Raw genomic sequence first — 25357 nt, 5'->3', positions numbered from 1 at the left:
GGCGGGGCCATCATGAAAATCCCGCCGCAGGTGATCGCCCACCAGCGCCGCGCCGCCGATCCCGGCCTCTCGGCCTGGGTCTCGGCGAACGCCGGCTCGGGCAAGACCAAGGTCCTCACCGACCGGGTGATGCGGCTGATGCTGGAGGGCACGCCGCCGGGGCGCATCCTGTGCCTCACCTTCACCAAGGCCGCGGCGGCCAACATGTCGATCCGCATCTTCGACACGCTCTCGCAATGGGTGAGCCTCGACGATTCCGGGCTGTCCGCCCGGCTCGAGGCCCTCGACGGCCGGCGCCCGGACGCGCGCCGCCTCGTCGCCGCCCGCCGGCTGTTCGCGCGGGCGGTGGAGACGCCGGGCGGGCTCAAGATCGAGACGATCCACGCCTTCTGCGAGCGGCTCCTGCACATCGCGCCGTTCGAGGCCAACGTGCCGGCGAGCTTCGTCGTCCTCGACGACGACCAGGCGAACGAGCTGATGCAGGCCGCGAAGAAGGGCGTTCTCGCCGCCGCGGCGCTCGGCGACGGCGCGGCGGCGGAGGCCTTCGCCGCGGTCAACGCCCATGTCGCCGGCGATCGGCTCGACGGCGTCCTGCGCGAGGCGCTCGCCTGCAAGGACGTGCTCGGCGCGCCCGAGAGCCGGGCCGATGCGCTCCGCCGGCTCGCCGCGGCGCTCGGCGTCGCCGAGGGCGAGGACGAGGCGGCGATCGAGGCCGCCATGCTCGCCGGCGCGCTGCCCGCGGGCGAGCGCGCGGAGCTCGCCTCGGCCTTCCTCGCGAGCGGCGCGTCGACCGACGCCAAGCAGGCCGCCTGCCTGCAGGCGATGGCCGAGGCGCGCGACGACGCCGCCCGGCGCGCCGCCTATCGCGGGCTGTTCTTCGGCAAGAGCGGCCCCAAGGCCGACCGCAGCCTCGCCACCAAGGCGCTGGGCGAGGCGGTGAAGGCCCGCCTGATCGGCGAGCGCGACCGGCTCGTCGCCCTCGACGAGCGTCGCCGCGCCGCCGCCGCGCTCTCGCGCACGAGCGCGCTGTTCGCGCTGGCGGGCGCGATCTTCGAGCGGGTCGAGGCGGAGAAGCGCCGGCTCGGCGCGCTCGACTTCGACGACCTGATCCGCAAGACGCTGGAGCTGCTGCGCCGCGGGGAGGCGGCCTGGCTGCTCTACAAGCTCGACCGCGGCATCGACCACGTCCTCGTCGACGAGGCGCAGGACACCAATCCCGAGCAATGGGAGGTCCTGCGCCACATCACGCAGGACTTCCACGCGGGCGCCGGCGCCGCCGGTGAGAGGCCGCGCACGATCTTCGCCGTGGGGGACCCGAAGCAGTCGATCTACTCGTTTCAGGGGGCGGATCCGCGCCGGTTCGAGGAGAGCCGCCGGCACTGGAGGGGCCTCGCCGCGGCGGGCGGCTACCCGTTCGAGGAGGTGCCGCTCACCGTCTCCTTCCGCTCGGCGCCCACCGTGCTGCGTGCCGTCGACACGGTCTTCGCCCTGCCCGCGCATTATCGCGGCCTCGACCCGTCGGACGATGCGGTCGGCACCGTGCACGAGAGCGTGCGGCCCGAGGCGCCGGGCCTCGTCGAGCTCTGGCCCTGCGAGCGGCCGAGCCCCGCGGCCGAGCCCGACGCCTGGACGCATCCGGTCGACGCGGTGGAGGCGCACGCGCCGGCCGTCGTCACGGCGCGGCGCATCGCCAAGGCGGTTTCGACCTGGACGACGACGGGCGATCATTGCGGGCGCGTGCGCCGGCCGGGCGACGTGCTCGTCCTGGTGCGCAAGCGCAACGCCGCCTTCCACGCGGTGATCAAGGCGCTGAAGGACCGCGGCATCCCCGTCGCCGGCGCCGACCGGCTCTCGCTCACCCGCCACATCGCGGTGGAGGACCTGATCGCCGCCGGCCGCGCGGCGCTCCTGCCCGACGACGATCTCACCCTCGCGACCGCGCTGAAATCGCCCCTCGTCGGCCTCGACGACGACGATCTCGTGCGCATCGCCGCGCGCCGCGGCGGGGAGACGAGCCTCGCCGCCGCCCTCGCCCGGGCGGCCGAGGCGGGCGACCCCGCCGCGCGGCGCGGGCGCGAGGCGCTCGACGCCTGGCGCGGGCTCGCCGCCGCGCACGGGCCGTTCGGCTTCTACGCCGCCCTGCTCGGCCCGCGGGGCGGGCGGCGCGCCCTCGTCTCCCGCCTCGGGTCGGAAGCCGGCGACGCCATCGACGCCTTCCTCGGCCTCGCCCGGGAGGCGGAAGCGCCGGAGGCGCCGTCGCTGGCGCGCTTCCTCGCCGGCTTCGAGGGCATCGAGCGCGAAATCAAGCGCGACCTCGAGAGCGTCGCCGACGAGGTGCGCGTGATGACGGTGCACGGCGCCAAGGGGCTCGAGGCCCCGGTCGTGATCGTGCTCGACGACGCGGGCGCGCAGGCGGGCCGGCTCTCGGCCCTGCTCGAGCTGGCCGACGATCGCGACGAGCCGCTGCCGGTCTGGGCCCCGTCGAAGGAGCTCGATTGCGCGCCCCTCGCCACGGCCCGCGAGGCCGCCAAGGCCCGCGCCGCCGAGGAGGCGAACCGCCTCCTCTACGTCGCCCTCACCCGCGCCGAGAGCCATCTCGTGGTCGCGCCCTTCCTCAACCGCGCCGACCGCGACGAGCCGGAGACCGCCTGGTCGACCATGGTCCGCGTCGCGCTCGCGGACGCGCCCGGCCCTGCCGAGGCCGACCTGCCCTATGTCGCGGGCGCCCTCGTCTGGCGCGAGAACGCCGACGTGCCGGCGGGTTCCGGCGCGCCCGGCGCCAGCGAGGCCCCCGCGCCCGCGCCGGCGGAGCCCCCCGCCTGGCTCTTCGCCCCCGCCGCGCAGGAGCGCGAGGCGCCCCCGCCGCTGCGCCCGTCGAACGCGCTCTCCGCCGCCGATCGCCGGCCGCGCCCGGCGGACAAGCCCTTCGTCGCCGCCGCGCGCCTGCGCGGCACGCTGATCCACGCCCTGATCGAACGCCTCCCCGCCCTGCCGGAGGCGGCGCGCGCGCAGGCGGCGCGCGCCTTCGTCGACGCCCGGGCCAGGGGCCTCGACGAAAACACGCGCGGGGCGATCGTCTCCGACGCCTGCGCCGTCATCGCCGACCCCCGGCTCGCGCCCCTGTTCGCCCCCGAGGCCCTGGCGGAGGCGCCGGTGGCCGGCCGGGTGCGCCTGCCGGACGGCGTCGAGATCGCCGTCGCCGGCCAGATCGACCGGCTCGCGATCACGGACGAGGCCGTGTTCTTCGCCGACTTCAAGACCGCCGCGCGCCCGCCCGCGCCCGACGCGCCGCTCCCCGAGACCACGCGCGCGCAGCTCGCCCTCTATGCTGCGCTGCTCGCGCGGATCTGGCCGGAGCGGCGCATCGAGGCCCGCCTCGTCTGGACCGCGGGCCCCACCGTGCGGACCCTCTCGCCGGCGGAGCTGGAGGAGGGCCTCGCCATCGCCGCGCGCCGCCGCCGGGAGGCGGGCGGTTGAGGCCCGCCCGGGACCCGCCGCCCGCCCGCATGCGCAATCCCGCGCGCTTGATCGGCGCGCGGGCGACGCCTACCTTGCGCTCAACACGCGCAGACAGCGGGCGGCGCGCGGCCGCCCCGACAAGCAAGGAACCTATTCCATGGCGACGATGAAGGTGACCGACCAGAGCTTCGAGGCGGACGTGCTGCAGTCCGGCGAGCCCGTGGTCGTGGATTTCTGGGCCGAGTGGTGCGGCCCCTGCCGGATGATCGGCCCGGCCCTCGAGGAGATCGCCGGCGACATGGCCGGCAAGGTCAAGATCGCCAAGATCAACGTCGACGAGAACCCCGGCGTCGCCGGCCAGCTCGGCATCCGCTCGATCCCGACGCTGATGATCTTCAAGGGCGGCCAGCTCGCCTCCCAGAAGGTCGGCGCCGCGCCCAAGGGCGACCTCCAGCGCTGGATCGAGGCGAACGTCTGATCCCGCCCACGCTTGACGGGCCTCTCGCCCCTCTTGCATGAGAGTTCCGCGGCCCGCCCCTCCCCGGCGGGCCGCGCGAGAGACCCGGACCCATGCTCAAGACCCGCCTGATCCCCTGCCTCGACGTCAAGGACGGCCGCGTCGTCAAGGGCGTGCAGTTCGTCGACCTGCGCGACGCGGGCGATCCCGTCGAATGCGCCGTGGCCTACGACCGGGCGGGCGCGGACGAGCTCTGCTTCCTCGACATCACCGCGAGCCACGAGGATCGCGGCATCCTTCTCGACGTCGTCACCCGCACGGCGGAGGCCTGCTTCATGCCGCTCACCGTGGGCGGCGGCGTGCGCACGGTGGACGACATCCGCGCGCTCCTGCTGGCGGGGGCCGACAAGGTCTCGATCAACACCGCCGCCGTCGCGGACCGCGATTTCGTCCGCCGCGCCTCGGAGAAGTTCGGCGCGCAGTGCATCGTGGTGGCCATCGACGCCAAGCGCGTCTCTGCCGAGGGCGAACCGACCCGCTGGGAGATCTTCACCCATGGCGGGCGCAAGGCCACCGGCCTCGACGCGATCGCCTACGCGAAGGAGGTCGTGGCGCTCGGCGCCGGCGAGCTCCTCGTCACCTCCATGGACAAGGACGGCACCAAGTCCGGCTACGACGTCGCGCTGATGCGCACGATCGCCGACGCGGTCTCCGTGCCGGTCATCGCGTCCGGCGGCGTCGGCACCCTCGACCATCTCGTCGCCGGCGTGCGCGACGGCCACGCCAGCGCCGTGCTGGCCGCCTCGATCTTCCATTTCGGCGAGCACACGATCGGCGAAGCCAAGCGCGCCATGGCCGACGCGGGGCTCCCCGTGCGGCTCGACGCCTGACCCCGCCCGGCGAGCGCTTCCGATGACCGGCTTCACCCTCCCCGATCTCGCCCGCATCCTCGCCGCGCGCGCGGCCGCCTCGCCGGACGAGTCCTACACCGCCCGGCTCGTCGCCGATCCGCAGCGCGCCGCCAAGAAGTTCGGCGAGGAGGCGGTCGAGGCCGTCATCGCCGCGACGGCGGGCGACCGCGCGGCGCTCGTCTCCGAGAGCGCCGACGTGCTCTATCACCTGCTCTGCCTGCTCCAGGCCCGCGGCGTCGCGCTCGACGAGGTCATGGCCGAGCTCGAGGCGCGCACCGGCCGTTCCGGCCTCGCCGAGAAGGCCGCGCGTACGGAGGACGGCGTGCGCGCCCCCGATCCGGCCGAGGGAGGCCGCCCGTGAACCCGGTCGATCCCGCCCACCGCGAGACCCTCGCCGAGGCCGCCCAGCGCGGCGACATCTCGCCCTATCGCCGCTTCACCCGCGACGAATGGGCATCCTTGCGCGCCGACACGCCGCTGACCCTCACGGCGGAGGAGGTCGACCGGCTGCAATCTCTCAACGACCCGATCTCCCTCGACGAGGTCATCGCCATCTACCTGCCGCTCTCGCGGCTGCTCTCGCTCTACGTCGCGGCGACCCAGGGGCTGTTCAAGGCGACGCAGCGCTTCCTCTTGGCCGAGAACGAGGTGAAGTCGCCCTACATCATCGGCGTCGCGGGCTCGGTGGCGGTGGGCAAGTCGACCACGGCGCGCGTGCTGGAGGCGCTCCTCGCCCGCTGGCCGAACACGCCCAAGGTGACGCTGGTCACCACGGACGGCTTCCTCCTGCCCAACGCCGAGCTGTCGCGGCTGGGGCTCATGGAGCGCAAGGGCTTTCCGGAGAGCTACGACACGGCGGCCTTGCTGCGCTTCCTCAACGCCATCAAGTCCGGCGAGAGCACCGTGCGCGCGCCGCTCTACTCGCACCTCGTCTACGACGTCGTGCCCGGCGAGGAGGTGGTCGTCGAGCGCCCGGACATCCTCATCGTCGAGGGGCTGAACGTGCTCCAGCCGGCGCGCCTGCCCAAGGACGGCACGGCGATCCCGTTCGTGTCCGACTTCTTCGACTTCTCGATCTATCTCGACGCCGACGAGGCGGATCTGCACCGCTGGTACGTCAACCGCTTCCTGCGGCTGCGCCACACGGCCTTCCGCGACCCGCGCTCCTTCTTTCGCCGCTACGCCGAGCTCGACGAGGCCAAGGCGATGGAGATCGCCGACGGGCTGTGGAACCGCATCAACCTGCCGAACCTGCGCGAGAACATCCTGCCCACCCGCCAGCGGGCGAGCCTGATCCTGAAGAAGGGCGCGAGCCATCGCATCGAGGACGTCTCGCTGCGGCGGCTGTGAGGCGGATCGGCCGCGCGGTCGACCGCCGGGCCGTTGGAAATTCCGGCCGCGCTGCTTAAGTCACCCGAGACGCCGATCCATCCCAACGGAGCCCGCCTCGTGTCGCACGACGATTCCGCCGCCCCACGCATGCACGCCACCACGATCCTGATGGTCCGGAAAGGCGGCACGCTCGTCATCGGCGGCGACGGGCAGGTGAGCCTCGGCCAGACCATCGTGAAGGGCAACGCGCGCAAGGTGCGTACGCTGGCCAAGGGCTCGGTGATCGGCGGCTTCGCCGGCGCCACGGCTGACGCGTTCACGCTGTTCGAGCGGCTCGAGGCCAAGCTCGAGCAATATCCCGGGCAGCTGGTGCGCGCCTGCGTCGAGCTGACCAAGGACTGGCGCACGGACCGCTACCTGCGCCGGCTGGAAGCCATGATGCTCGTCGCCGACAAGGACGTCGGGCTCCTCCTCTCCGGCGCGGGGGACGTGCTGGAGCCGGAGTCGGGCGTCATGGCCATCGGTTCCGGCGGCAACTACGCGCTCGCCGCGGCCCGCGCGCTGGCCGACACCGATCTCGACGCCGAGACCATCGTGCGTCGCTCGCTGCAGATCGCGGCCGACATCTGCGTCTACACCAACGGCAACCTCGTCGTCGAAAGCCTGGAGAGCGCCGTCTGATGCCGGCCGGGCACGCCGCGATCGCGCCCTCACGCCTCCGGGCAGGGCGGCATGGCGTCGAGCGCCTCGGCGAGCGGCGGCGGCAGGCCGGCGGTCTCGCCGCGCAGGGCGATGCAGCCGCCTCGGCCCTCGGCGACGATGGTCGGCCTGGCGTCGGCGGCGAAGACGCGCCACAGATCGGCTTTGCCGGCATAGCTGCCGAAATTCGCGAGCGAGCGCGCCCAGCGGCGGCGCGCCTCGGCCTCGGGCACGTCGTGCCCGCCTTCCGCGACGCGCCGGGCGATGCGGCCGAGGCAGGTCTCCACCCGCGCCACCGCGAAATACAGGATCGCGACCTCCATCCCGGCCGCATGCGCGGCGTCGATCGTGCGCAGATGCGTACGGCCGGCGAGCGTCGTCTCGACCGAGAACGAGCGCCGGGCGGCGATCAGGTCCTCGATCAGGCCGACCGCCGTCCGCGACGCCCGAATTCGGCCCTTCTCGACGTTCAGCGGGGAGATGCCGCGGGCGAGCTCGTCGAGATTCACGAATTCGTCGGAACCCGACACGGCGCGGATATGGCGGAAGGCGTAGGTCGTCTTGCCGACGCCGTTCGCCCCGGCGATCAGCCACAGTTTGGGCGCCATCGCGTTCCCCTCTTCACAGCGCACCGATCATCACAGGATCCGGCATGACCACCTTCTCCCCCCGCGAGATCGTCTCCGAGCTCGATCGTTACATCGTCGGGCAGACGGACGCCAAGCGCGCGGTCGCCATCGCGCTGCGCAACCGCTGGCGTCGCCAGCAGCTCACCGGTCCGATCAAGGACGAGGTGATGCCCAAGAACATCCTGATGATCGGCCCCACCGGCTGCGGCAAGACCGAGATCGCGCGGCGCCTCGCCAAGCTGGCCCGGGCGCCCTTCCTCAAGGTCGAGGCGACGAAGTTCACCGAGGTGGGCTATGTCGGCCGCGACGTCGAGCAGATCGTGCGCGACCTCGTCGAGATCGCCATCGGCCTCGTCAAGGAGGAGCGCCGGCGCTCGGTGAAGGCCAAGGCCGAGATGGCCGCCGAGGAGCGCGTGCTCGACGCCCTCGTCGGGCCGTCCGCCAGCCAGGCGACGCGGGATTCGTTCCGCAAGAAGCTGCGCGAGGGCCTGCTCGACGACAAGGAGATCGAGCTCGAGATGCAGGCGGGCGCGTCGGGCATGCCGATGTTCGAGCTCCCCGGCATGCCCGGCGCGTCGGTCGGCGCGATCTCGCTCGGAGACATGTTCGGCAAGGCCTTCGGCGGGCGCACCAAGCCCCGCCGCATCACCGTGGGGGACGCCTATGAGCCCTTGATCGCCGAGGAGAGCGACAAGCTGCTCGACCAGGAGGCGCTGACCCAGGACGCCATCCGCGAGGTGGAGAACGCCGGGATCGTCTTCCTCGACGAGATCGACAAGGTCTGCGCCCGCGAGGGCCGCCAGGGCGCCGACGTCTCCCGCGAGGGCGTGCAGCGCGACCTGCTGCCGCTCATCGAGGGCACCACCGTCGCGACCAAGCACGGGCCGGTGAAGACCGACCACATCCTGTTCATCGCGTCCGGCGCCTTCCACGTCTCGAAGCCCTCCGACCTCCTGCCGGAGCTGCAGGGGCGCCTGCCGATCCGCGTCGAGCTCTCCCCGCTCGACGTCGACGACTTCCGCCGCATCCTCACCGAGACGGAGGCGAGCCTGATCAAGCAGTCGGTGGCGCTGATGGAGACCGAGGGCGTCACCCTCGCCTTCACCGACGACGGCATCGACGCGCTGGCGCGGATCGCGGTGGAGGTGAACTCCAACGTCGAGAACATCGGCGCCCGGCGGCTCCAGACCGTGATCGAGCGCACCCTCGACGAGATCTCCTTCGCCGCGCCGGAGAAGGCCGGCGACACGGTGACGGTGGACGGGGAGTACGTCCGCTCCCGGGTGGCGGACCTGGCGAAGAACGCGGATCTGAGCCGGTTCATTTTGTGAGGGGAGGCACGACGATGGCAGAAGGTGTGCTTCGCGCTAGCGGCCTACGCGCAATGTTCTGCTGTGCTGCACTTTACACACGATGCGATCCTTCGTTATGTTCGTCGTGGAGCGTATCGATTCTTTGGGGGCATAAATGGCGAAGCGAGCGGCTCGGGGAAAAAGGATCACGGTCGGCGGTGTTAATGTCGTCACCCATCCTCACAGTGCGGATACATACATTGCCTTATTCAACTCAGCTTTTGAGCTCAAGCTCACAGTCGCCGTTTTCGGCGAGCAGAGAATGTTGCTGAGCTCACTTAACTTCAGTCGTGCCGATGAAGGTTTCATTACGGGAACAATTGCCAGGTTTACTGAAATAGACTTTGATCTTCCTTGGTTTGATTCCGAGAATATGGATATTGCGTCTGAGAACGCAACGAAGAGTATTTCGATACCAGCTTCTCTGAAGCCGAACTATGTACCACTGAATTTCGTCTTTTTCACGAACGAACACACATTTGTGTTCGTTCAGAAAGCCGAGCAAGTAACGGTTAGCCCAGGAATTATGTTCCGCTATCTGGAGCGCCTGTTTGCGTCCACTCAACTTGCAGAAAAATATGGACCGGTCGAGATCACCCTCATAGCGGATAAAGAGCGACTCCATGAGATTGTGGGTATAAAGTACCTTCGAGAGCTCAGGATCTTTGTCAAACGTCCGAATCCCGATGACCTCGGCAGCTATGATGATGAGATCGAACGGCGCTTGGCGCGGATGCGGGCTTCTTCAGCCGAAGTAGTATACAAAACCGATCGTAAGGAGTCTCTGGTTGCTGATGATGCAACGATGGAGCTTGCAGATGTTGCGACCAGGAATGGTCGCGTTGAGGCGAGCGGTTATGATGAAGAAGGACTGCCGGTCAGACGATCGACTGCGGAACATCCGCTTCTTGTCAGCGAGTGGTTCGCGGATCGGGGCTCTATCGGAATTGGTGAGCTCCTCGATGCTGGAAAGAAGTTGCTTTCTATTATGACTCGGAAAAACGGAATGGATGAATGAACCTGTATCCGCAACGTTATCGTCGGTTTCAGCGCTCATTTGGGCAATACTGGCGCGCGTATGGCGGTATCAAAGAAGTTTTATCCTCTCCTTATCTTCATGTTTCATTCTTGTGTACAATCCTAGCGCTTGGACTGTGGTCCAAGCCTGGCTGGTGGTCCATTCCGCTTGGGATTTTGCCGAGCCTGCTTGGGTTTACCCTGGGCGGCTATGCGATTCTTATGTCTTTCGGAAACCAAAGATTTCAGGAAATGATAAGGGGCAGTGGCCCGGACGGAACACAGAGCCCATTCATTGGCATCAGTGCTACGTTTGCTCACTTTGTAGTGATGCAGATATTTGCCCTTTTAACGGTAGTAATTCTTTCTACACGGCCACTGAGTTCGTTGGCAATTATCTTTCCTATCATTGACCAAGTACTTCTCCCCGGATCGGCGATGAGAGTAGTTTTTGTGACAATCGCTTGGGGTTTGTCATTTATGATATTCATGTATTCAATAATTTTATCCTTAGCGGCAACTCTAGCAATTTTTCGACTCTCGGCATGGTATGATCAGATGCCGCCCCAGAATGATCAAACGTAATCTCTCGGCCCTACCGGTCCGAAGTGCTTAACCTTGACGCCATATCAAGGTTGATGAATCCCTAACGCTCCGCTCTCCTGCGCCCGTTCTCGAACGCGGGCGGAGGGCGCATGGGACGAGTCGCGGGCATGCTGGCCGGAGCCGCGGCGATGGCGCTCGTCCTCGCCGCCATGCCCGCAGCCGCGAACCCGTTCGCCGACGGCGACGCGACCCTGCGGCCCGGCGACGTCATCGTGACCGTCGACGGCGCGCGGGTGGTGCAGGCGGACGGGTCGCTGCCGGCCTACGACGCGCCCGGCGCGGCCTCGCCCGCCCTGCGGGCGCTGGTCGCCGCGCGGCTCGGGCCCCGCCACGCCGCCTTCTGGCGCGCCTATGTGGCCAGCCGGCCGCGCGTGGAGGCGCGGGTCGCGACGGCGTCCGTCGCGCCCGCCCGTTTCCTGCCGCCGCGACGTCCCGGAGCGACGGTCGTGCTCGCCGCCGCACCCGCGATCACGGGATCGGTCCCGCCCGGGCCCGTCGAGCCGCGCGCGCCCGGGTTCCGCACGGCGGAAGCCGCCCCCCGGCGCGGCGCCTTCCTCGCCCTGAACTGAGGCTCTCACCCCCGCGCCGGCGTGAACAGGGCCCGGATCGTGGTGCGCAGCGTCAGGATCTGCCGCTCGAGCGTGCGCGGCTCGGCCAGCGCCTTCGAGAGCACGATGCCGCCTTCCAGCACGGAGGAGACGAAGTCGGCGAGGTCGTCGAGGTCCACCGGCTCGCGCGGCGGGTGGACGGCGGCGATCTCCTCCAGCATGGCGCGGAAGCGCCGGCGCCAGAGCAGGGCGGCCTCGCGGTTGATCTCGCGCACCGTGCGGTCGAACAGCCGCTCGCCGTAGCAGCTCACCGCGACGAGGCAGCCGGGATGGCCGCTCGGCAGGTCCGCCATGCGCTCGGCCAGCAGCTTGAGGCCGACGAGGAAGCTCTGCAGCGGGTCGTCGGCGAGCTCGCGGGCGCGGCCGAAGACCTCGTCGTAGACCTGCTCGTCCTGGTCGACGTAGCGCAGCAGCAGCGCCCGGGCGAGCTCGTTCTTGTCCTTGAAATGGTAGAAGAAGCCGCTCTTCGTCAGGTCGGTGGCGGCGATCAGCTCGTCGATCGAGGTCGCGCCGAAGCCCTTCTCGAGCACGAGGCCTTCGGCGACGTCCAGGATGCGCCTGCGGGTCTCCTCGCCCTTGCGCATGCGGCCCTCCGTTTCCGTACGGCCGGTGCGGTTCTCGCGCGCGCCGGCGGCGGCGCGCGGCGCGCCCGACGCCTGAGCATGCCCGGCAAGCGCATGCCGCGCCAGCAGAAAGCAGCGTGCGGCACGGTTCCGGACCATGCGTTCCCTCGCGCAGGCCGCCCCACCCCGGCGGCGCGGGGCGCGGGACTCGCCGCAGAAAAAAGCCCCGCGCGAGGATCGCTCGCGCGGGGCTCTTCGTTTCGGTCGGGGCGCGCCGGTCGCCCGGCGCGTGACCTCACTTCTTGTCGCGGGCCTTGAGGGCCGCGCCGAGGATGTCGCCGAGCGAGGCGCCGGAATCGGTCGACCCGTACTGGGCGATCGCCTCCTTCTCCTCGGCCACCTCGAGCGCCTTGATCGACAGCTGGACGCGGCGCGCCTTGCGGTCGAACTGGGTCACGCGAGCGTCGAGCTTCTCGCCGGGGGCGAAGCGCTCGGGGCGCTGGTCGGCGCGGTCGCGCGCGAGCTCGGCGCGACGGATGAAGGTGCCGAGATCGGTGTCGACGATCTTCACCTCGATGCCGGCTTCCTTCACCTCGAGCACCTCGCAGGTGACCACCTGGCCCTTGCGGATCTCGCCGGCGTCCGCGAAGGGGTCGCCCGCGAGCTGCTTGATGCCGAGCGAGATGCGCTCCTTGTCGACGTCGACGTCGAGGACCTGGGCGCGCACCATGTCGCCCTTCTTGAACTCCTCGATCACCTGCTCGCCGGGACGGTTCCAGTCGAGGTCGGAGAGGTGGACCATGCCGTCCACGTCGCCCTCGAGGCCGATGAACAGGCCGAACTCGGTCTTGTTCTTGACCTCGCCCTCGACCACCGAGCCCACCGGATGAGCCTCGGCGAAGGCGTCCCAGGGGTTCTGGAGCGTCTGCTTGAGGCCCAGCGAGATGCGGCGCTTGACCGGATCGACCTCGAGGATCTGGACCTCGACCTCCTGGGAGGTGGAGACGATCTTGCCCGGATGGACGTTCTTCTTCGTCCAGGACATCTCGGAGACGTGGATCAGCCCCTCGATGCCCGGCTCGAGCTCGACGAACGCGCCGTAATCCGTGATGTTGGTCACGCGGCCCTTGAAGCGGGCGTTGACCGGGTAGCGGGCGGCGATGCCCTCCCACGGATCGGCGAGCAGCTGCTTGATGCCCAGCGAGATGCGGTGCGTCTCGTGGTTGATCTTGATGATCTTGACCTTGACGGTCTGGCCGATCTGCACGACCTCGGACGGATGGTTGACGCGACGCCACGCCATGTCGGTGACGTGCAGCAGGCCGTCGATGCCGCCGAGATCCACGAAGGCGCCGTACTCGGTGATGTTCTTCACCACGCCCTCGATAACCTGGCCCTCCTCGAGGTTGGCCACCAGCTCCGAGCGCTGCTCGGCGCGGCTCTCCTCGAGCACGGTGCGGCGCGACACCACGATGTTGCCGCGGCGGCGGTCCATCTTCAGGATCTGGAACGGCTGCGGCACGCCCATCAGCGGGGTGACGTCGCGCACCGGCCGGATGTCGACCTGCGAGCGCGGCAGGAACGCCACGGCGCCGTCGAGGTCGACCGTATAGCCGCCCTTCACCTGGTTGAAGATCATGCCGGAGACGCGCTCGTTGGCCTCGAAGGCCTTCTCGAGCTTCACCCAGCTCTCCTCGCGGCGGGCCTTCTCGCGCGAGATGACCGCCTCGCCGAGCGCGTTCTCGACGCGATCGACGTAGACCTCGACCTCGGAGCCGACGTCGATCGGCTCGTCGCGGCCGGGGCCGACGAATTCCTTGAGGGCGACGCGCCCTTCGGTCTTCGCCCCGATGTCGATGACGGCGACATCCTTCTCGATGGCGACGACCTTGCCCTTGACGACGGAGCCCTCGGCCACCTCGTTCTTCTGGAACGATTCCTCGAGCAGCGCCGCGAAATCCTCACGGCTGGGCGCGGTTTGCATGGAAGCGGACATTCAATCTCCTTGTGCCCTGTCGGGCGTGCGCCGACGGTTGGCGTTGCGGTTCGTCTCCGCTCGCCGCGCCCTCGAGGCTTCCGGTGCGCGAAAGCCGCTCGGGCTGCCGCTCCCCTGAGGAGCGGGCCGGCGCTAGGACGGCGGGCGGTGACGGTCTCGTCCGAACGGCGCGCCGCCGCGTCGCGGCGCAGCCTCGCCCGCGTGCGCACACGCGTGGGTGAGACGGCGCCCGGGGGCGTCCACTCGGATCGGCGCGTGATAGCGGAAAAAGCCTGGACAGGCAAGGCGTCTGCGTGCATTTGGGCGCGCCGGGCGGGTGCGGCGGGCCGGCGCGCGAAAATCGGGCCCGATCCCGACGTTGCGCCGTAGCGCCCGAGGAAGCCTTGCATTAGGAATAATCCGGACTCCGTCCGAGCCGCAGGGAACGGCTCGGCTCGGCGGGGAACCAGAGACGAGGGAGAGAGCGAACATGAAGAAGCTTCTTCTGGCCACGGCGGCCGCGACGCTGGCGGCGTTTCCGGCCACGGCGCAGGACGGCCCCGTGCCCGTGGGGATCATTCTCGGCTTCACCGGACCGATCGAGTCCATCACGCCGAACATGGCGGCCTCCGCCGAGCTCGCCTTCGAGGAGGCGTCCGACAGCGGCCTGCTGCTCGGCGGCCGCACCATCGAGCCGGTGCGCGGCGATTCCACCTGCATCGACGCCGCCGCGGCGACCGCCACGGCCGAGCGCCTGATCACCTCCGACAACGTCGTCGCCATCATGGGCGCGGACTGCTCGGGCGTGACCACCGCCATCGTCAACAACGTCGCCGTCCCCAACGGCGTGCCGATGATCTCGCCCTCGGCCACCTCGCCGGCGCTGTCGACCATCGACGACCAGGGCCTCTTCTTCCGCACGGCCCCGTCCGACGCCCGCCAGGGCGAGGTGATCGCGAACGTGCTCGACGAGCGCGGCATCGACGAGGTCGCCGTCACCTACACCAACAACGACTACGGCAAGGGCCTCGCGGACAGCTTCACCTCGGCGTTCGAGGCGCTGGGCCACGCGGTGCTGATCTCGGCCGCCCACGAGGACGGCCGGGCCGACTACTCGGCCGAGGTCGGCGCGCTCTCGGCCTCGGGCGCCGACACGCTCGTCGTCTTCGGCTATCTCGACCAGGGCGGCCGCGGCATCGTCCAGGCGGCGCTCGATACCGGCGCGTTCGACCAGTTCGTCTTCGGTGACGGCATGCACGGCCAGTCCATCGTCGACGCCATCGGCTCCGAGCTCTACGGCAAGGTCGTCGGCGCGGTGCCGGGCTCCGACAATCCGGGCTCCGAGACCTTCCAGAAGATGGCCGACGAGGCCGGCTTCCAGGGCTCGGCCACCTATACCGGCGAGAGCTACGACGCGGGCGCGTTGCTGGCGCTCGCCATGCAGGCGGCCGGCTCCACCGATCGCGCCGCCATCGCCGAGGCGGTGACCGCCGTCGCCAACGAGCCGGGCGAGGTGATCCTGCCGGGCGAGCTCGCCAAGGGCCTCCAGATCCTCGCCGACGGCGGGGAGATCGACTACGAGGGCGCGACCGGCGTCGAGATGATCGGACCGGGCGAAGCCGCCGGCTCCTATCGCATCTTCGAGATCGAGGACGGCGAGATCGTCACGGTCGGCTTCCGCTGATCGCGTGAACGCGCGCCGGCCCGGGCCCGCCCGGGCCGGCGTCGCACGAGGGATGTGCGTCATGATCCGCGTCGACGACCTGCACTTGAGCTTCGGCGGCATCAAGGCCGTCAACGGGGCGAGCCTGAAGATCGAGAAAGGCTCGATCACCGGGCTGATCGGCCCCAACGGCGCCGGAAAGACGACGCTGTTCAACGTCATCGCCGGCCATTACGCGCCGACGGCGGGGCGCGTCTATCTCGACGGCGAGGACGTCACCGGCTTGCCGCCGCACGCCCTGTTCCGCCGCGGCCTGCTGCGCACCTTCCAGATCGCCCACGAGTTCCCGACGCTCACGGTGCGCGAGAACCTGATGACGGTGCCCGATCGCCAGACCGGCGAGACGCTGTGGAACGCCTGGTTCCGCCGCAAGGAGATCGCCGCCCAGGAGCGGGCGCTCTACGAGAAGGCGGAGGAGGTTCTGCACTTCCTGCACCTCAACCACGTCGCCGACGAGCTCGCCGGCAATCTCTCCGGCGGCCAGAAGAAGCTGCTCGAGCTCGGCCGCACCATGATGGTCGACGCCAAGATCGTCTTCCTGGACGAGGTCGGCGCGGGCGTGAACCGCACGCTGCTCAAGACCATCGGCCACGCCATCGAGCGGCTCAACCGCGAGCGCGGCTACACCTTCTGCATGATCGAGCACGACATGGACTTCATCGGGCGCCTGTGCGACCCCGTCATCGTCATGGCGGAGGGCTCGGTCCTCACCCAAGGGCATCCGGACGCCGTGCGCGCCGACGAGCGCGTGATCGAGGCCTATCTCGGGCGGGGCCTGAAGAAGCGTCGCCCGCGCACGGAGCGGCCCGATGCGCCCGCCGCCCAGCCGGGAGCGTCCGCATGAGCTTCCTCGCGGGCGCGCACATGACCGGCGGCTACGGCGGCGCCGACATCCTCCACGACTGCACGATCGGGGTGGAGAGGGGCGAGATCGCCGTCATCGTCGGGCCGAACGGCGCGGGCAAGTCCACCGCCATGAAGGCGATCTTCGGCATGCTGTCGCTGCGGCTGGGATCGATCACGCTCGACGGGCGCGACATCTCCGCCCTGTCGCCGCAGGAGCGGGTCGTCGCCGGGATGGGCTTCGTGCCGCAGACGAACAACGTGTTTCGCGCCCTCACCGTCGAGGAGAACCTCGAGATGGGCGCCTACATCCGGACCGACGACTATCGGGAGACGATGGAGCAGGTCTTCGCGCTCTTCCCCATCCTGCGCGAGAAGCGCCGCCAGCCGGCGGGCGAGCTCTCCGGCGGGCAGCGCCAGCAGGTGGCGGTGGGCCGCGCGCTGATGACGAAGCCGAAGGTGCTGATGCTCGACGAGCCCACCGCGGGCGTCTCGCCCATCGTGATGGACGAGCTCTTCGACAAGATCCTCGACGTGGCCGCGACCGGCATCGCCATCCTGATGGTGGAGCAGAACGCCCGCCAGGCGCTCGAGATCGCCGACCGGGGCTACGTCCTCGTCCAGGGCCGCAACCGCTACACCGACACCGGCGCCGCGCTGCTCGCGGATCCGGAGGTCCGCCGCACCTTCCTCGGAGGCTGACGACCCGTGGAGAATCTCCTCAACGCCTTCGTGGTGCTGTCGAATTTCGTAATCATCCCGGCCGCCGCCTACGGCGCGCAGCTCGCGCTCGGCGCGCTCGGCGTCACCCTGATCTACGCCGTCCTGCGCTTCTCGAACTTCGCGCACGGCGACCTGATGGCCTTCGGGACCATGGCGACGATCCTGGGAACCTGGTGGCTGCAGGCGATGGGCATCGGCATTCACCCGCTGCCGACGGCGCTCCTCGTCCTGCCGCTCGGCGTCCTCGCCGCCGTGCTGCTGGCGCTCGGCACCGACCGGGTGGTCTATCGCTTCTACCGCCAGCGGCGCTCGGCGCCGGTCGTCTTCGTCATCGTCTCCGTGGGGGTGATGTTCGTCTACAATGCGCTGGTGCGCTTCTTCATCGGCGTCGAGGACCGACGCTTCGAGGACGGCGAGCGCTTCATCATCCGCCCCAACGAGTTCGAGGCCCTCACCGGGCTCGACGAGGGCCTGGCGCTGCGATCGAGCCAGCTCCTGACGGTCGTCGTGGCCATCCTCGCGATGCTGGCGCTGTTCTGGTTCCTGCAGCGCACCCGCACCGGCAAGGCGATGCGCGCCTTCTCGGACAACGAGGACCTGGCGCTGCTCTCCGGCATCGATCCCAAGCGCGTGGTGCTGATCACCTGGGCGCTGGCGGCGACCCTCGCCACCCTCGCCGGCGTGCTCTACGGGCTCGACAAGAGCTTCCGGCCGTTCAACTATTTCCAGTTGCTCCTGCCGATCTTCGCCGCCGCCATCGTGGGCGGCATCGGCAAGCCCTTCGGCGCGGTGATCGGCGGCTTCGTCGTCGCCTTCTCGGAAGTCGGGCTCACCTACGCCTACCGCCGTGTGCTGCAATACGTCGTTCCCGAGCAATGGATGCCGGACGGGCTCGCCCAGCTGCTCTCGACGGACTACAAGTTCGCCATCTCCTTCATCATCCTGGTCCTGGTCCTGCTCATCCGGCCGACCGGCATCCTGCGGGGACGCGTGATATGAGCCCGGCGCTTCGCACTCCCCTCGCCTTCGCCGCGATGGCGGCGGCGCTCCTCGGCGTCGGGTTCTTCCAGAGCTGGACGCTCGCGCTCGCGATCCTGAACCTGTCGCTGATCTCGGCGATCATGGCGCTCGGCGTGAACATGCAATGGGGCTATGCCGGCCTCTTCAACGTCGGCGTCATGGGCTTCGCCGCGCTCGGCGGCGTCGCGGCGGTGATCGTCTCGATGCCCCCGGTCCCGGGCGCATGGGCGGCGGGCTCGTGGAACCTTCTCTTCGCGGCCTTGGCGCTGCTCGCCACGATCGGCGCGGCGCTCCTGGTGCGGGCGAAGCTGCCGAGCGGCCGGCGCACGCTCGCGACCCTGCTCGTCGTCGTGGTCGGGTATTTCGTCATCCGCTTTTTCGGCGACCAGGCGACGGAGGCGATCGAGGGCTACGAGAGCGCGTCGACCGGCTATCTCGGCGGGCTGGGCCTGCCGATCCTGCTCGCCTGGATCGTCGGCGCCTTGTTCGCGGCGGGCGGGGCCTGGCTGATCGGCAAGGTGGCGCTCGGCCTGCGCTCGGATTATCTCGCCATCGCCACGCTCGGCATCTCCGAGATCATCCTCGCGCTTCTCAAGAACGAGGCCTGGCTCACCCGCGGCGTCAAGAACGTCACCGGCCTGCCGCGCCCGGCGCCCTACGAGATCGCGCTGCAGCAGGACCCCGCCTTCGTCGATTTCGCCACCGGGCTCGGCCTGCCGGCGACGACGGCCTCCTCGCTCGCGGTGTCCCTCGTCTACACCGCGCTGTTCGCCGTCGTGCTGATCGTGCTGCTCGTCCTGGCCGAGCGGGCGCTGAACTCGCCCTGGGGCCGGATGATGCGCGCCATCCGCGACAATCGCGACGCGGCCGCCGCCATGGGCAAGGACGTCACCCGCCGGCATCTGCAGGTCTTCGTCATCGGATCGGCCGTGGTCGGCCTCGCCGGCGCGATGCTGGTGACGCTCGACGGCCAGTTCACGCCGGGCACCTACAACCCGCTGCGCTTCACCTTCCTGATCTGGGTGATGGTGATCCTCGGCGGGTCGGGCAACAACATGGGCGCCGTGCTCGGCGCCTTCGTGATCTGGTTCGTCTGGGTGCAGGCGGAGCCGGCGGGCCTGTGGCTGATGAGCACGATCACGGCCGGGATGGAGCAGGGCGACGCGCTGCGCCAGCACCTGATCGATTCCGCGCCGCACCTGCGCCTGTTCCTGATGGGCGCGATCCTGCTCACCGTGCTGCGCTTCTCGCCCCGCGGCATCCTGCCGGAGAAGACCGGCACGGCCCGCCCGCCGGTGTGAGAGGTCGAGCCCCTCGCGCGCCGGCCGGCGTCGTTCAGAGATTGAGCCGGATCGCCACCGAGCGCGCGTGGCCGTCGAGGCCCTCGCTCTTCCCCAGCGCGATCGCCGCGGGCCCCAGCGCCCGCAGGGCGTCGGGCGTGCAGGAGAGGATCGACGAGCGCTTCATGAAGTCGAGCACCGAGAGGCCCGAGGAGAAGCGCGCCGAGCGGGCGGTGGGCAGCACGTGGTTCGGCCCGCCGACATAGTCCCCGATGGCCTCCGGCGTATGGGCGCCGAGAAAGATCGAGCCGGCGTTGCGGACCTTCGCGGCCAGGCGCTCGGGGTCCGCCGTCTCGATCTCGAGATGCTCCGGCGCCAGCCGGTCGACGAGCGGGATCGCGCCGTCCAGATCCGGCACGACGACGATGGCGCCGTAGTCCCGCCAGGAAGCGCGGGCGATCTCGGCGCGGGACATCGTGGCGAGCGCCCGCTCGACGGCGGCCTCCACCGCGTCCGCCAGGGCGGGGCTGTCGGTGACGAGGATCGCCTGCGCCGCCGTGTCGTGCTCCGCCTGGGCGAGGAGGTCGGCCGCGACCCAGTCCGGGTTGGCGTCGCCGTCGGCGAGGATCAGCACCTCGGAGGGGCCGGCGATCATGTCGATGCCCACCTGCCCGAAGACGCGGCGCTTGGCGGCGGCGACGTAGGCGTTGCCCGGGCCGACGATCTTCGCCACCGGCGCGATCGTCGCGGTGCCGAAGGCGAGCGCCGCGATCGCCTGGGCCCCGCCGATGCGGTAGACCTCGTCGACGCCCGCCACCTTGGCGGCGGCGAGCACCAGCGGGTTGACCTTCCCGTCCGGCGTCGGCGCGACCATGACGATGCGCTCGACGCCGGCGACACGCGCCGGCACGGCGTTCATCAGAACGGACGAAGGATAGCTCGCCGTGCCGCCCGGCACGTAGAGCCCGGCCGCCTCGACCGCGGTCCAGCGCCAGCCCATGGTGACGCCGAGGGCGTCTGTGGTGCGCGTGTCCGCCGGCTTCTGGGCGGCGTGGTAGGTCTCGATGCGCTCCTTGGCGAGGTGGAGCGCCGCCAGTGTGTCGGCGTCGCAGGCGGCGGCCGCCGCCTCGAGCTCGCCGTCGGTGACCCGCAGGGTCCCGGGGGTGAGCGAGAGCCGGTCGAAGCGCTGCGTGTAGTCGATCAAGGCCTTATCGCCGCGGGCGACGACGTCGGCGATGATGGCGCGCACGACGTCGTCCACCTCTTCCGAGATCTCGCGCTTCATGCCGAGGAGCGCGTCGAAGGCGCGGCCGAACTCCGCCGCGCGCGCATCGAGACGAACGGGCATCAGGCCTTGCCCCCGGACGCGGGGGCCTGGTCGAGGATCACGGGCGGCGCGTGCTCCGGGCGGCTCTCCACCTCCCAGACCGGGCCCATGTCCTTCATCTGCGCCTCGATGCACTCGACCTCGAGCCGGATCGCGCGATCCTCCGAGAAGATCAACGTCACGACGCCGGAGGGAGCCGTCGTCGGCTCGAAGGTGACGGCGAGGAGGTTGAGCACCTCGTCCTTGCGGCGCGGGTCCATGTTCCTGCAGCGCGCGTTCTGCACGCGGTCGAAATGGATGCCGGTCAGGCGACGGCGCGGGGGCTCGGCCGGGTCGCTCTCCCAGTCGAAGCGGCGCGCGCACAGCGCGAAGCGGCGCTCCTTGGGCAGGAAGGCGACGTCCTCCACGCGCAGAGCGGCGTCCTGGAGGTGGGCCGACAATACGGCGAGGTCTTCCTCGTCGAACGCGACCAGCTTGAGGAGATCCATCGGGTCACACCTTGGCGGAGTGGGGTTTCAGCTGAGATAGAGACCCGAGGGGGCAGGCGCAACGGGGTGGGGCCGGAACCGTTGCCGAGATCGCCCCCGCGCGGCATCATGATGCGGGCGCGCGGCCGCCACACCGCGAACGGCATTCTGCAGGACGCCGGCAGCAGGACGCGGCTGTGAGCCGCCTTACTTCCCGACCCCCATCCCCCGCAGCCATTCCACGATCGCCGAAAAATCCCGCCCGCCGTGGCCCTGGCCGGCGAAGAGCGCGTAGAGCTGCGCGGCTTCCGCGCCGAGCGGGGTCGCGGCGCCGGTCGTATTGGCGGCGGCCTGGGCGAGGCGCAGGTCCTTGAGCATGAGCTCGGCCGAAAAGCCCGGCTCGTAGCCGTTGTTGGCGGGCGAGGTCGGCACCGGGCCCGGCACCGGGCAATAGGTGGTCAGCGACCAGCACTGGCCCGACGAGGTCGAGGCCACGTCGAACAGCGCCTGGTGCGAGAGGCCGAGCGTCTCGCCGAGCGCGAAGGCCTCGGCCACGCCGATCATCGAGATGCCGAGGATCATGTTGTTGCAGATCTTCGCCGCCTGGCCGGCGCCGGGGCCGCCGCAATGGACGATCTTCCTGCCCATCGCCTCGAGCACCGGCTTCGCCTCGGCGAAGGCCGCATCCGATCCGCCGGCCATGAAGGTCAGCGTCCCCGCCGCCGCCCCGCCGACCCCGCCGGAGACCGGCGCGTCGATGGACAGGCAGCCGGCGGCCTCCGCCATGGCGTGCGCGGCCCGCGCGCTGTCGACGTCGATGGTGGAGGAATCGATCAGCAGCGCGCCCGCGGCGCAGGCGGGGAGGATCTCCTCCCACACCGCCTTCACGTGCCTGCCCGCGGGCAGCATGGTGACGACGACGTCCGCCCCGCTCACCGCCTCCGTCGCGCTCGCCGCGACGCTCGCGCCGGCCTCGCGGGCGGCGTCCTGGGCCGCGGGGGAGAGGTCGAAGCCGCGCACGGCGTGCCCCGCCTTCACGAGGTTGGCGGCCATCGGCCCGCCCATGTTGCCGAGCCCGATGAAGGCGATGGTGGTCGTCATGGCGTCTCTCCCGGTGTGCTCTTCCGCGTCCCGCGCGTCTCGACGATCAGCGCGCCGATCAGCGCGAAGCCCGCCACCCACAGCATCCACGAGCCGAAGACCTTGTCGAGGGCCGGATCGAGGGCGGGGAAGAAGACCGCGAAATGCGACGCGACGGCCGCCATGACGAGCAGAAGCGGGGTGAGGATCAAGGCCGCGGCGCGCACGGCCCGCGTGCGCGGACGCCCGGCGATCCAGGGCGTCCCGAGCCCGAGCGCGAGGCCGAGGACCCCGCCCGCGACGAAGTTCGCCTGGAACGACGCCGTCGTGTCGAGGAAGAACAGCGGGCCGGCGGTGTGGAAGACGGCGAAGAGGACGGCTGTGAGGAGGAGGCCGATGAGGAGGGGGCGCATGGGGGCTCCCGTTGCGGAGGAGTCACGGCCGAGGTGACGGGCGGGGGCGGGCGTGTCAAGCTTCGTCCGAAGAGGGGTTCGCGATGGCGGCGGCGTCGAAATACGGCAGTAACCGGCTCCGGTCGGTGCACAAGGCGATGGAAGCGATCCATCGCGTCGGCGGGATCGACGACGCGACCATGCGCCGCTTCCATCGCGCATGCCTGGGGCCCGCGGACGATCAACCGGGTTCGGAGCGCCCGAAGGCGCGCTCGGCGAAGCCGAAGCGCTGCCGCTAGACTGCCCGAACGCCCTTCCCCTCCGCCCGCTCGATCCGCTTGTACAGATGCGTCATCAGCGCGACCCCGAACATCGGCGTCGCCAGGTTGACGATCGGGATCAGCAGGAACCCCGCGATCACCGCCCCTCCCAGGAACACCCGGCCCGCATTGCGGCGGCGCAGCGCGATCGCCTCGGCCCGCGGGCGGTGGCGGCCGGCGGCGAGCTCGAAATATTCGCGCGAGAGCAGGTAGGCGTTGGCCAGGAAGAAGGCCGCGATGTTGACGAGCGGCACCAGCAGGAGCGCGAGCGCGACCAGGTTGACCAGCAGCGTCACGCCGAAGAAGCGCAGGCCGTAGACGATGGAGGGCAGGAGCGGCAGCTCGGTGCCGGGCTTGTCGCCGGGGAAGTCCGTGCGCTCCACCACCGCCGCGGCCTCGTCGGCGAAGACCGAGGCGACCAGCGCCGAGACGCCCGGGATCAGGTAGAGCACGCCGATCAGGAGCCCCGCGCCGGCCAGCACGACGCCGAGCGTATCGATCCACGGATAGGCGTCGGTCCAGGTTTCCTGCGCGAGCAGCCAGTCGACGCCGCGCGTCGCCGCCGCCCACAGGATCGCGAGCAGGAGCAGGGTGAGCCCGATCGACTTCCAAAGGATGCCGCGCAGGCCGGGGGAGGCGACCTGGCGGAGCGCGGCGATGGCGGACGCGAGGATCATCCGGCGGGCTGCGACGCGCCCTCTCCGCGCGCCGTCTGCGCCGCGGCGATCATAGCGAGCGCCTCCGCCGGATCGATCCGCCCGTCGTAGAGCGCCCGGCCGCTGATGGCGCCGGCCAGCGCCGCGCAGTCGGGCTCGAGCAGGCGCGCCACGTCGTCGATCGAGGCGAGGCCGCCGGACGCGATGACCGGGATCGAGACGGCGTTCGCCAGCGCGAGCGTCATCTCGATGTTGAGACCCTTGAGGATGCCGTCGCGGGCGATGTCGGTGTAGACGATGGCCGCGACGCCCGCGTCCTCGAAGCGTCGGCCGAGCTCCTCGGCGGTGAGATGCGAGGTCTGCGCCCAGCCCTCGACGGCGACGTAGCCGTCCTTGGCGTCGATGCCGACCGCGATCTTGCCGGGGTGGCGCCGGGCCGCCTCGCGCACGAAGGCGGGATCGCGCACGGCGGCGGTGCCGATGACGATGCGCGCCACGCCCTTCTCGAGCCAACCCTCGACGGTGCGCATGTCGCGCACGCCGCCGCCGAGCTGCACGGGCAGCGAGACGTCGGTGAGGATGCCGTCGACTGCGGCCGCGTTCATCGGCTTGCCGGCGAAGGCGCCGTCGAGATCGACCACGTGCAGCCAGGAGAAGCCCTGGGCCTCGAAGGCGCGCGCCTGCGCGGCGGGATCGTCGTTGAAGACGGTCGCCTGCTCCATGTCGCCCTGGATCAGGCGCACGCAGCGGCCTTCCTTGAGGTCGATGGCGGGGAAGAGGATCACGGGCGCCACCTCAGGAAGTTGGCGATGAGAGCGAGCCCGAGCGTCTGGCTCTTCTCGGGGTGGAACTGGGTGCCGGCGACGTTGTCGCGGGCGACGATGGCGGTGATGGGGCCGCCGTAGTCCGTCGTCGCGACGACGTCGTCGGGATTGTCCGGCGTCAGCGCGTAGGAATGCACGAAATAGGCGTGCAGCCCGCCATCGCCGGTGGGAATTCCGTCGAGCAGCGGATGGGCGCGGCGCGCCTCGAGCACGTTCCAGCCCATGTGCGGGATCTTCAGGGCCGGGTCGCCCGGGCGGATCGCGGCGACGTCGCCGGGGATCCAGCCGAGCCCGAGCGTCGTGACGTGCTCGAGCCCGCGCGAGGCGAGGAGCTGCATGCCCACGCAGATGCCCAGGAACGGCGCGCCGCGGCCCTTCACCTTCTCGGTGAGCGCCTCGACCATGCCCGGCACCGAATCGAGCCCGCGCCGGCAATCGGCGAAGGCGCCCACGCCGGGGAGCACGACGCGCTCGGCGTCGAGCACGGCGGCGGGATCGCTCGTCACCTGCACCGCCATGGCGAGGCCCGCCTCGCGGGCGGCGCGCTCGAAGGCCTTCTGCGCGGAATGCAGGTTGCCCGAGCCGTAATCGACGATCGCGACGCTCATCGCGCGCCCTCCGCGGAGAAGCCGAACGGCGCGATCTCCTCCCGGCGCGCCGCCCGCGGGGGCAGCGGCGGCGGGACCGGAACGGAGGCCGCGGCGGCGGCGCGGTCCATGAAGCGCCGGCAGGCGAGCGCGTCCGCCGCGTCGTGATCCGGCGCCGAGACCACGTCCACGATCGGCATGCCGCGGCGGGCGTAGGTCCAGCGCCGCAGGGTCGAGGCCTCGAGCCCGATCAGGCTCGCCAGCAGCAGGCTCGCGAGCGCCGCCATGTCCTGGGCGATCCCGAGCGCGTCGAGCGCCATCGAGAAGGCGACGAGCACGATGAGCGTGAGCAGCGCGGCGAGCCAGAGCCGGTGCCAGAGCATCCACAGCACCGAGAAGAAGAACGCCGCCCAGTTGAAGCCGTCCCGCACCAGGGTCGCGCGCTCGTAGGCCGCCGGGTCGCCGGGCTTCGCGTCGCGCGGCAGGTGGACCGTGTAGGTGCGCATG

General features: G+C 70.4%; 26 protein-coding genes. 15 read left to right on the top strand and 11 right to left on the bottom strand.

Features of this window, described 5'->3' with window-relative positions; translation table 11 throughout:
• Positions 1 to 12 precede the first annotated feature (12 nt).
• The 6 genes from addA to hslV all read left to right on the top strand — a co-directional run bounded on the left by addA (position 13) and on the right by hslV (position 6840).
• Positions 13 to 3477 carry a double-strand break repair helicase AddA gene (gene addA, locus ABL310_RS24195; protein WP_349372119.1) on the top strand — a complete coding sequence of 1155 codons (3465 nt, stop codon included), beginning with the start codon at positions 13 to 15 and terminating at the stop codon, positions 3475 to 3477.
• 139 nt (positions 3478 to 3616) lie between these two features.
• Positions 3617 to 3937: a thioredoxin gene (gene trxA / locus ABL310_RS24190; protein ID WP_349369545.1), complete on the top strand. Its 321-nt coding sequence runs from the start codon at positions 3617 to 3619 to the stop codon at positions 3935 to 3937.
• A 92-nt stretch (positions 3938 to 4029) separates the two neighbouring features.
• Entirely contained in the window at positions 4030 to 4806 is a 777-nt protein-coding gene (gene hisF / locus ABL310_RS24185; RefSeq protein WP_349369544.1) for an imidazole glycerol phosphate synthase subunit HisF, read from the top strand.
• 22 nt (positions 4807 to 4828) lie between these two features.
• Complete coding sequence (locus tag ABL310_RS24180; protein ID WP_349369543.1) at positions 4829 to 5188, top strand: phosphoribosyl-ATP diphosphatase; 360 nt, start codon at positions 4829 to 4831, stop codon at positions 5186 to 5188.
• Positions 5185 to 6177 carry a type I pantothenate kinase gene (gene coaA / locus ABL310_RS24175; protein WP_349369542.1) on the top strand — a complete coding sequence of 331 codons (993 nt, stop codon included), beginning with the start codon at positions 5185 to 5187 and terminating at the stop codon, positions 6175 to 6177. The genes ABL310_RS24180 and coaA overlap by 4 nt, the downstream gene beginning before the upstream one ends.
• 129 nt (positions 6178 to 6306) lie before the next feature.
• Positions 6307 to 6840, top strand: coding sequence for an ATP-dependent protease subunit HslV (hslV, locus tag ABL310_RS24170; RefSeq protein ID WP_349372118.1), 534 nt, complete (start codon positions 6307 to 6309; stop codon positions 6838 to 6840).
• Positions 6841 to 6869: 29 nt separating this feature from the next.
• Here hslV and ABL310_RS24165 read toward each other — a convergent pair whose 3' ends face one another.
• Complete coding sequence (locus ABL310_RS24165; protein WP_349369541.1) at positions 6870 to 7466, bottom strand: AAA family ATPase; 597 nt, start codon at positions 7464 to 7466, stop codon at positions 6870 to 6872.
• Positions 7467 to 7510: 44 nt separating this feature from the next.
• Here ABL310_RS24165 and hslU point away from each other — a divergent pair, with 44 nt between their 5' ends.
• The 3 genes from hslU to ABL310_RS24150 all read left to right on the top strand — a co-directional run bounded on the left by hslU (position 7511) and on the right by ABL310_RS24150 (position 11031).
• A complete protein-coding gene (hslU, locus tag ABL310_RS24160; RefSeq protein WP_349369540.1) occupies positions 7511 to 8818 on the top strand; it encodes an ATP-dependent protease ATPase subunit HslU in 1308 nt (435 codons plus the stop codon).
• Positions 8819 to 8954: 136 nt separating this feature from the next.
• Complete coding sequence (locus ABL310_RS24155) at positions 8955 to 9857, top strand: DUF4747 family protein (RefSeq protein WP_349369539.1); 903 nt, start codon at positions 8955 to 8957, stop codon at positions 9855 to 9857.
• A gap of 694 nt (positions 9858 to 10551) precedes the next feature.
• The gene (locus ABL310_RS24150) at positions 10552 to 11031 is read left to right on the top strand and encodes a hypothetical protein (protein ID WP_349369538.1); all 480 of its coding nucleotides are present in this window, start codon (positions 10552 to 10554) and stop codon (positions 11029 to 11031) included.
• Between the two features lie 5 nt (positions 11032 to 11036).
• On the opposite strand, the gene ABL310_RS24145 is transcribed toward ABL310_RS24150, so the two are convergent.
• Both ABL310_RS24145 and rpsA read right to left on the bottom strand, forming a co-directional pair.
• Positions 11037 to 11654 carry a TetR/AcrR family transcriptional regulator gene (locus tag ABL310_RS24145; RefSeq protein WP_349372117.1) on the bottom strand — a complete coding sequence of 206 codons (618 nt, stop codon included), beginning with the start codon at positions 11652 to 11654 and terminating at the stop codon, positions 11037 to 11039.
• 274 nt (positions 11655 to 11928) lie between these two features.
• A complete protein-coding gene (gene rpsA / locus ABL310_RS24140) occupies positions 11929 to 13629 on the bottom strand; it encodes a 30S ribosomal protein S1 (RefSeq protein WP_349369537.1) in 1701 nt (566 codons plus the stop codon).
• A gap of 469 nt (positions 13630 to 14098) precedes the next feature.
• On the opposite strand from rpsA, the gene ABL310_RS24135 reads away from it, so the two are divergent.
• The 5 genes from ABL310_RS24135 (at position 14099) to ABL310_RS24115 (ending at position 19218) form a co-directional block, all read left to right on the top strand.
• On the top strand, positions 14099 to 15292 hold the full coding sequence (locus ABL310_RS24135) for an ABC transporter substrate-binding protein (protein WP_349369536.1): 1194 nt from the start codon (positions 14099 to 14101) through the stop codon (positions 15290 to 15292).
• A gap of 61 nt (positions 15293 to 15353) precedes the next feature.
• Complete coding sequence (locus ABL310_RS24130) at positions 15354 to 16175, top strand: ABC transporter ATP-binding protein (RefSeq protein WP_349369535.1); 822 nt, start codon at positions 15354 to 15356, stop codon at positions 16173 to 16175.
• Complete coding sequence (locus ABL310_RS24125; RefSeq protein WP_349369534.1) at positions 16172 to 16876, top strand: ABC transporter ATP-binding protein; 705 nt, start codon at positions 16172 to 16174, stop codon at positions 16874 to 16876. The genes ABL310_RS24130 and ABL310_RS24125 overlap by 4 nt, the downstream gene beginning before the upstream one ends.
• Positions 16877 to 16882: 6 nt before the next feature.
• Positions 16883 to 17896: a branched-chain amino acid ABC transporter permease gene (locus ABL310_RS24120; protein ID WP_349369533.1), complete on the top strand. Its 1014-nt coding sequence runs from the start codon at positions 16883 to 16885 to the stop codon at positions 17894 to 17896.
• Entirely contained in the window at positions 17893 to 19218 is a 1326-nt protein-coding gene (locus tag ABL310_RS24115) for a branched-chain amino acid ABC transporter permease (RefSeq protein WP_349369532.1), read from the top strand. The genes ABL310_RS24120 and ABL310_RS24115 overlap by 4 nt, the downstream gene beginning before the upstream one ends.
• Positions 19219 to 19252: 34 nt before the next feature.
• Here the strand turns inward: ABL310_RS24115 and hisD are convergent, their stop codons facing one another.
• The 4 genes from hisD to ABL310_RS24095 form a co-directional block, all read right to left on the bottom strand.
• Entirely contained in the window at positions 19253 to 20545 is a 1293-nt protein-coding gene (gene hisD, locus ABL310_RS24110; protein WP_349369531.1) for a histidinol dehydrogenase, read from the bottom strand.
• Positions 20545 to 21012, bottom strand: a complete 468-nt coding sequence (locus ABL310_RS24105) for a DUF2948 family protein (protein WP_349369530.1) — start codon at positions 21010 to 21012, stop codon at positions 20545 to 20547. Before ABL310_RS24105 ends, hisD begins: the two co-directional genes overlap by 1 nt.
• Before the next feature lie 186 nt (positions 21013 to 21198).
• A complete protein-coding gene (gene mmsB, locus ABL310_RS24100) occupies positions 21199 to 22173 on the bottom strand; it encodes a 3-hydroxyisobutyrate dehydrogenase (RefSeq protein WP_349372116.1) in 975 nt (324 codons plus the stop codon).
• Positions 22089 to 22484 (bottom strand): DUF5367 family protein, encoded by a 396-nt coding sequence (locus ABL310_RS24095; protein ID WP_349369529.1) that lies wholly within the window; start codon positions 22482 to 22484, stop codon positions 22089 to 22091. Before ABL310_RS24095 ends, mmsB begins: the two co-directional genes overlap by 85 nt.
• Positions 22485 to 22567: 83 nt before the next feature.
• Between ABL310_RS24095 and ABL310_RS24090 the strand changes: the two genes are divergently transcribed.
• The gene (locus ABL310_RS24090; RefSeq protein WP_349369528.1) at positions 22568 to 22762 is read left to right on the top strand and encodes a hypothetical protein; all 195 of its coding nucleotides are present in this window, start codon (positions 22568 to 22570) and stop codon (positions 22760 to 22762) included.
• Here ABL310_RS24090 and ABL310_RS24085 read toward each other — a convergent pair.
• From ABL310_RS24085 to ABL310_RS24070, 4 genes are read right to left on the bottom strand one after another with little or no spacing between them, the layout of a single operon-like run.
• Entirely contained in the window at positions 22759 to 23460 is a 702-nt protein-coding gene (locus ABL310_RS24085) for a sulfate transporter family protein (RefSeq protein WP_349369527.1), read from the bottom strand. The two genes, ABL310_RS24090 and ABL310_RS24085, sit on opposite strands and share 4 nt — an antisense overlap.
• Complete coding sequence (hisA, locus tag ABL310_RS24080; RefSeq protein WP_349369526.1) at positions 23457 to 24233, bottom strand: 1-(5-phosphoribosyl)-5-[(5-phosphoribosylamino)methylideneamino]imidazole-4-carboxamide isomerase; 777 nt, start codon at positions 24231 to 24233, stop codon at positions 23457 to 23459. Before hisA ends, ABL310_RS24085 begins: the two co-directional genes overlap by 4 nt.
• A complete protein-coding gene (gene hisH, locus ABL310_RS24075; RefSeq protein WP_349369525.1) occupies positions 24221 to 24871 on the bottom strand; it encodes an imidazole glycerol phosphate synthase subunit HisH in 651 nt (216 codons plus the stop codon). Before hisH ends, hisA begins: the two co-directional genes overlap by 13 nt.
• Positions 24868 to 25356 carry a DUF2628 domain-containing protein gene (locus tag ABL310_RS24070; RefSeq protein ID WP_349369524.1) on the bottom strand — a complete coding sequence of 163 codons (489 nt, stop codon included), beginning with the start codon at positions 25354 to 25356 and terminating at the stop codon, positions 24868 to 24870. The genes hisH and ABL310_RS24070 overlap by 4 nt, the downstream gene beginning before the upstream one ends.
• Position 25357 lies beyond the last annotated feature (1 nt).

Origin of the sequence: Salinarimonas sp. (genome assembly GCF_040111675.1) — a bacterium.
Lineage (GTDB): Bacteria > Pseudomonadota > Alphaproteobacteria > Rhizobiales > Beijerinckiaceae > Salinarimonas.
The sequence above is the reverse complement of the archived record's forward strand: the minus strand, read 5'-3'. Positions and strand labels throughout refer to the sequence as shown.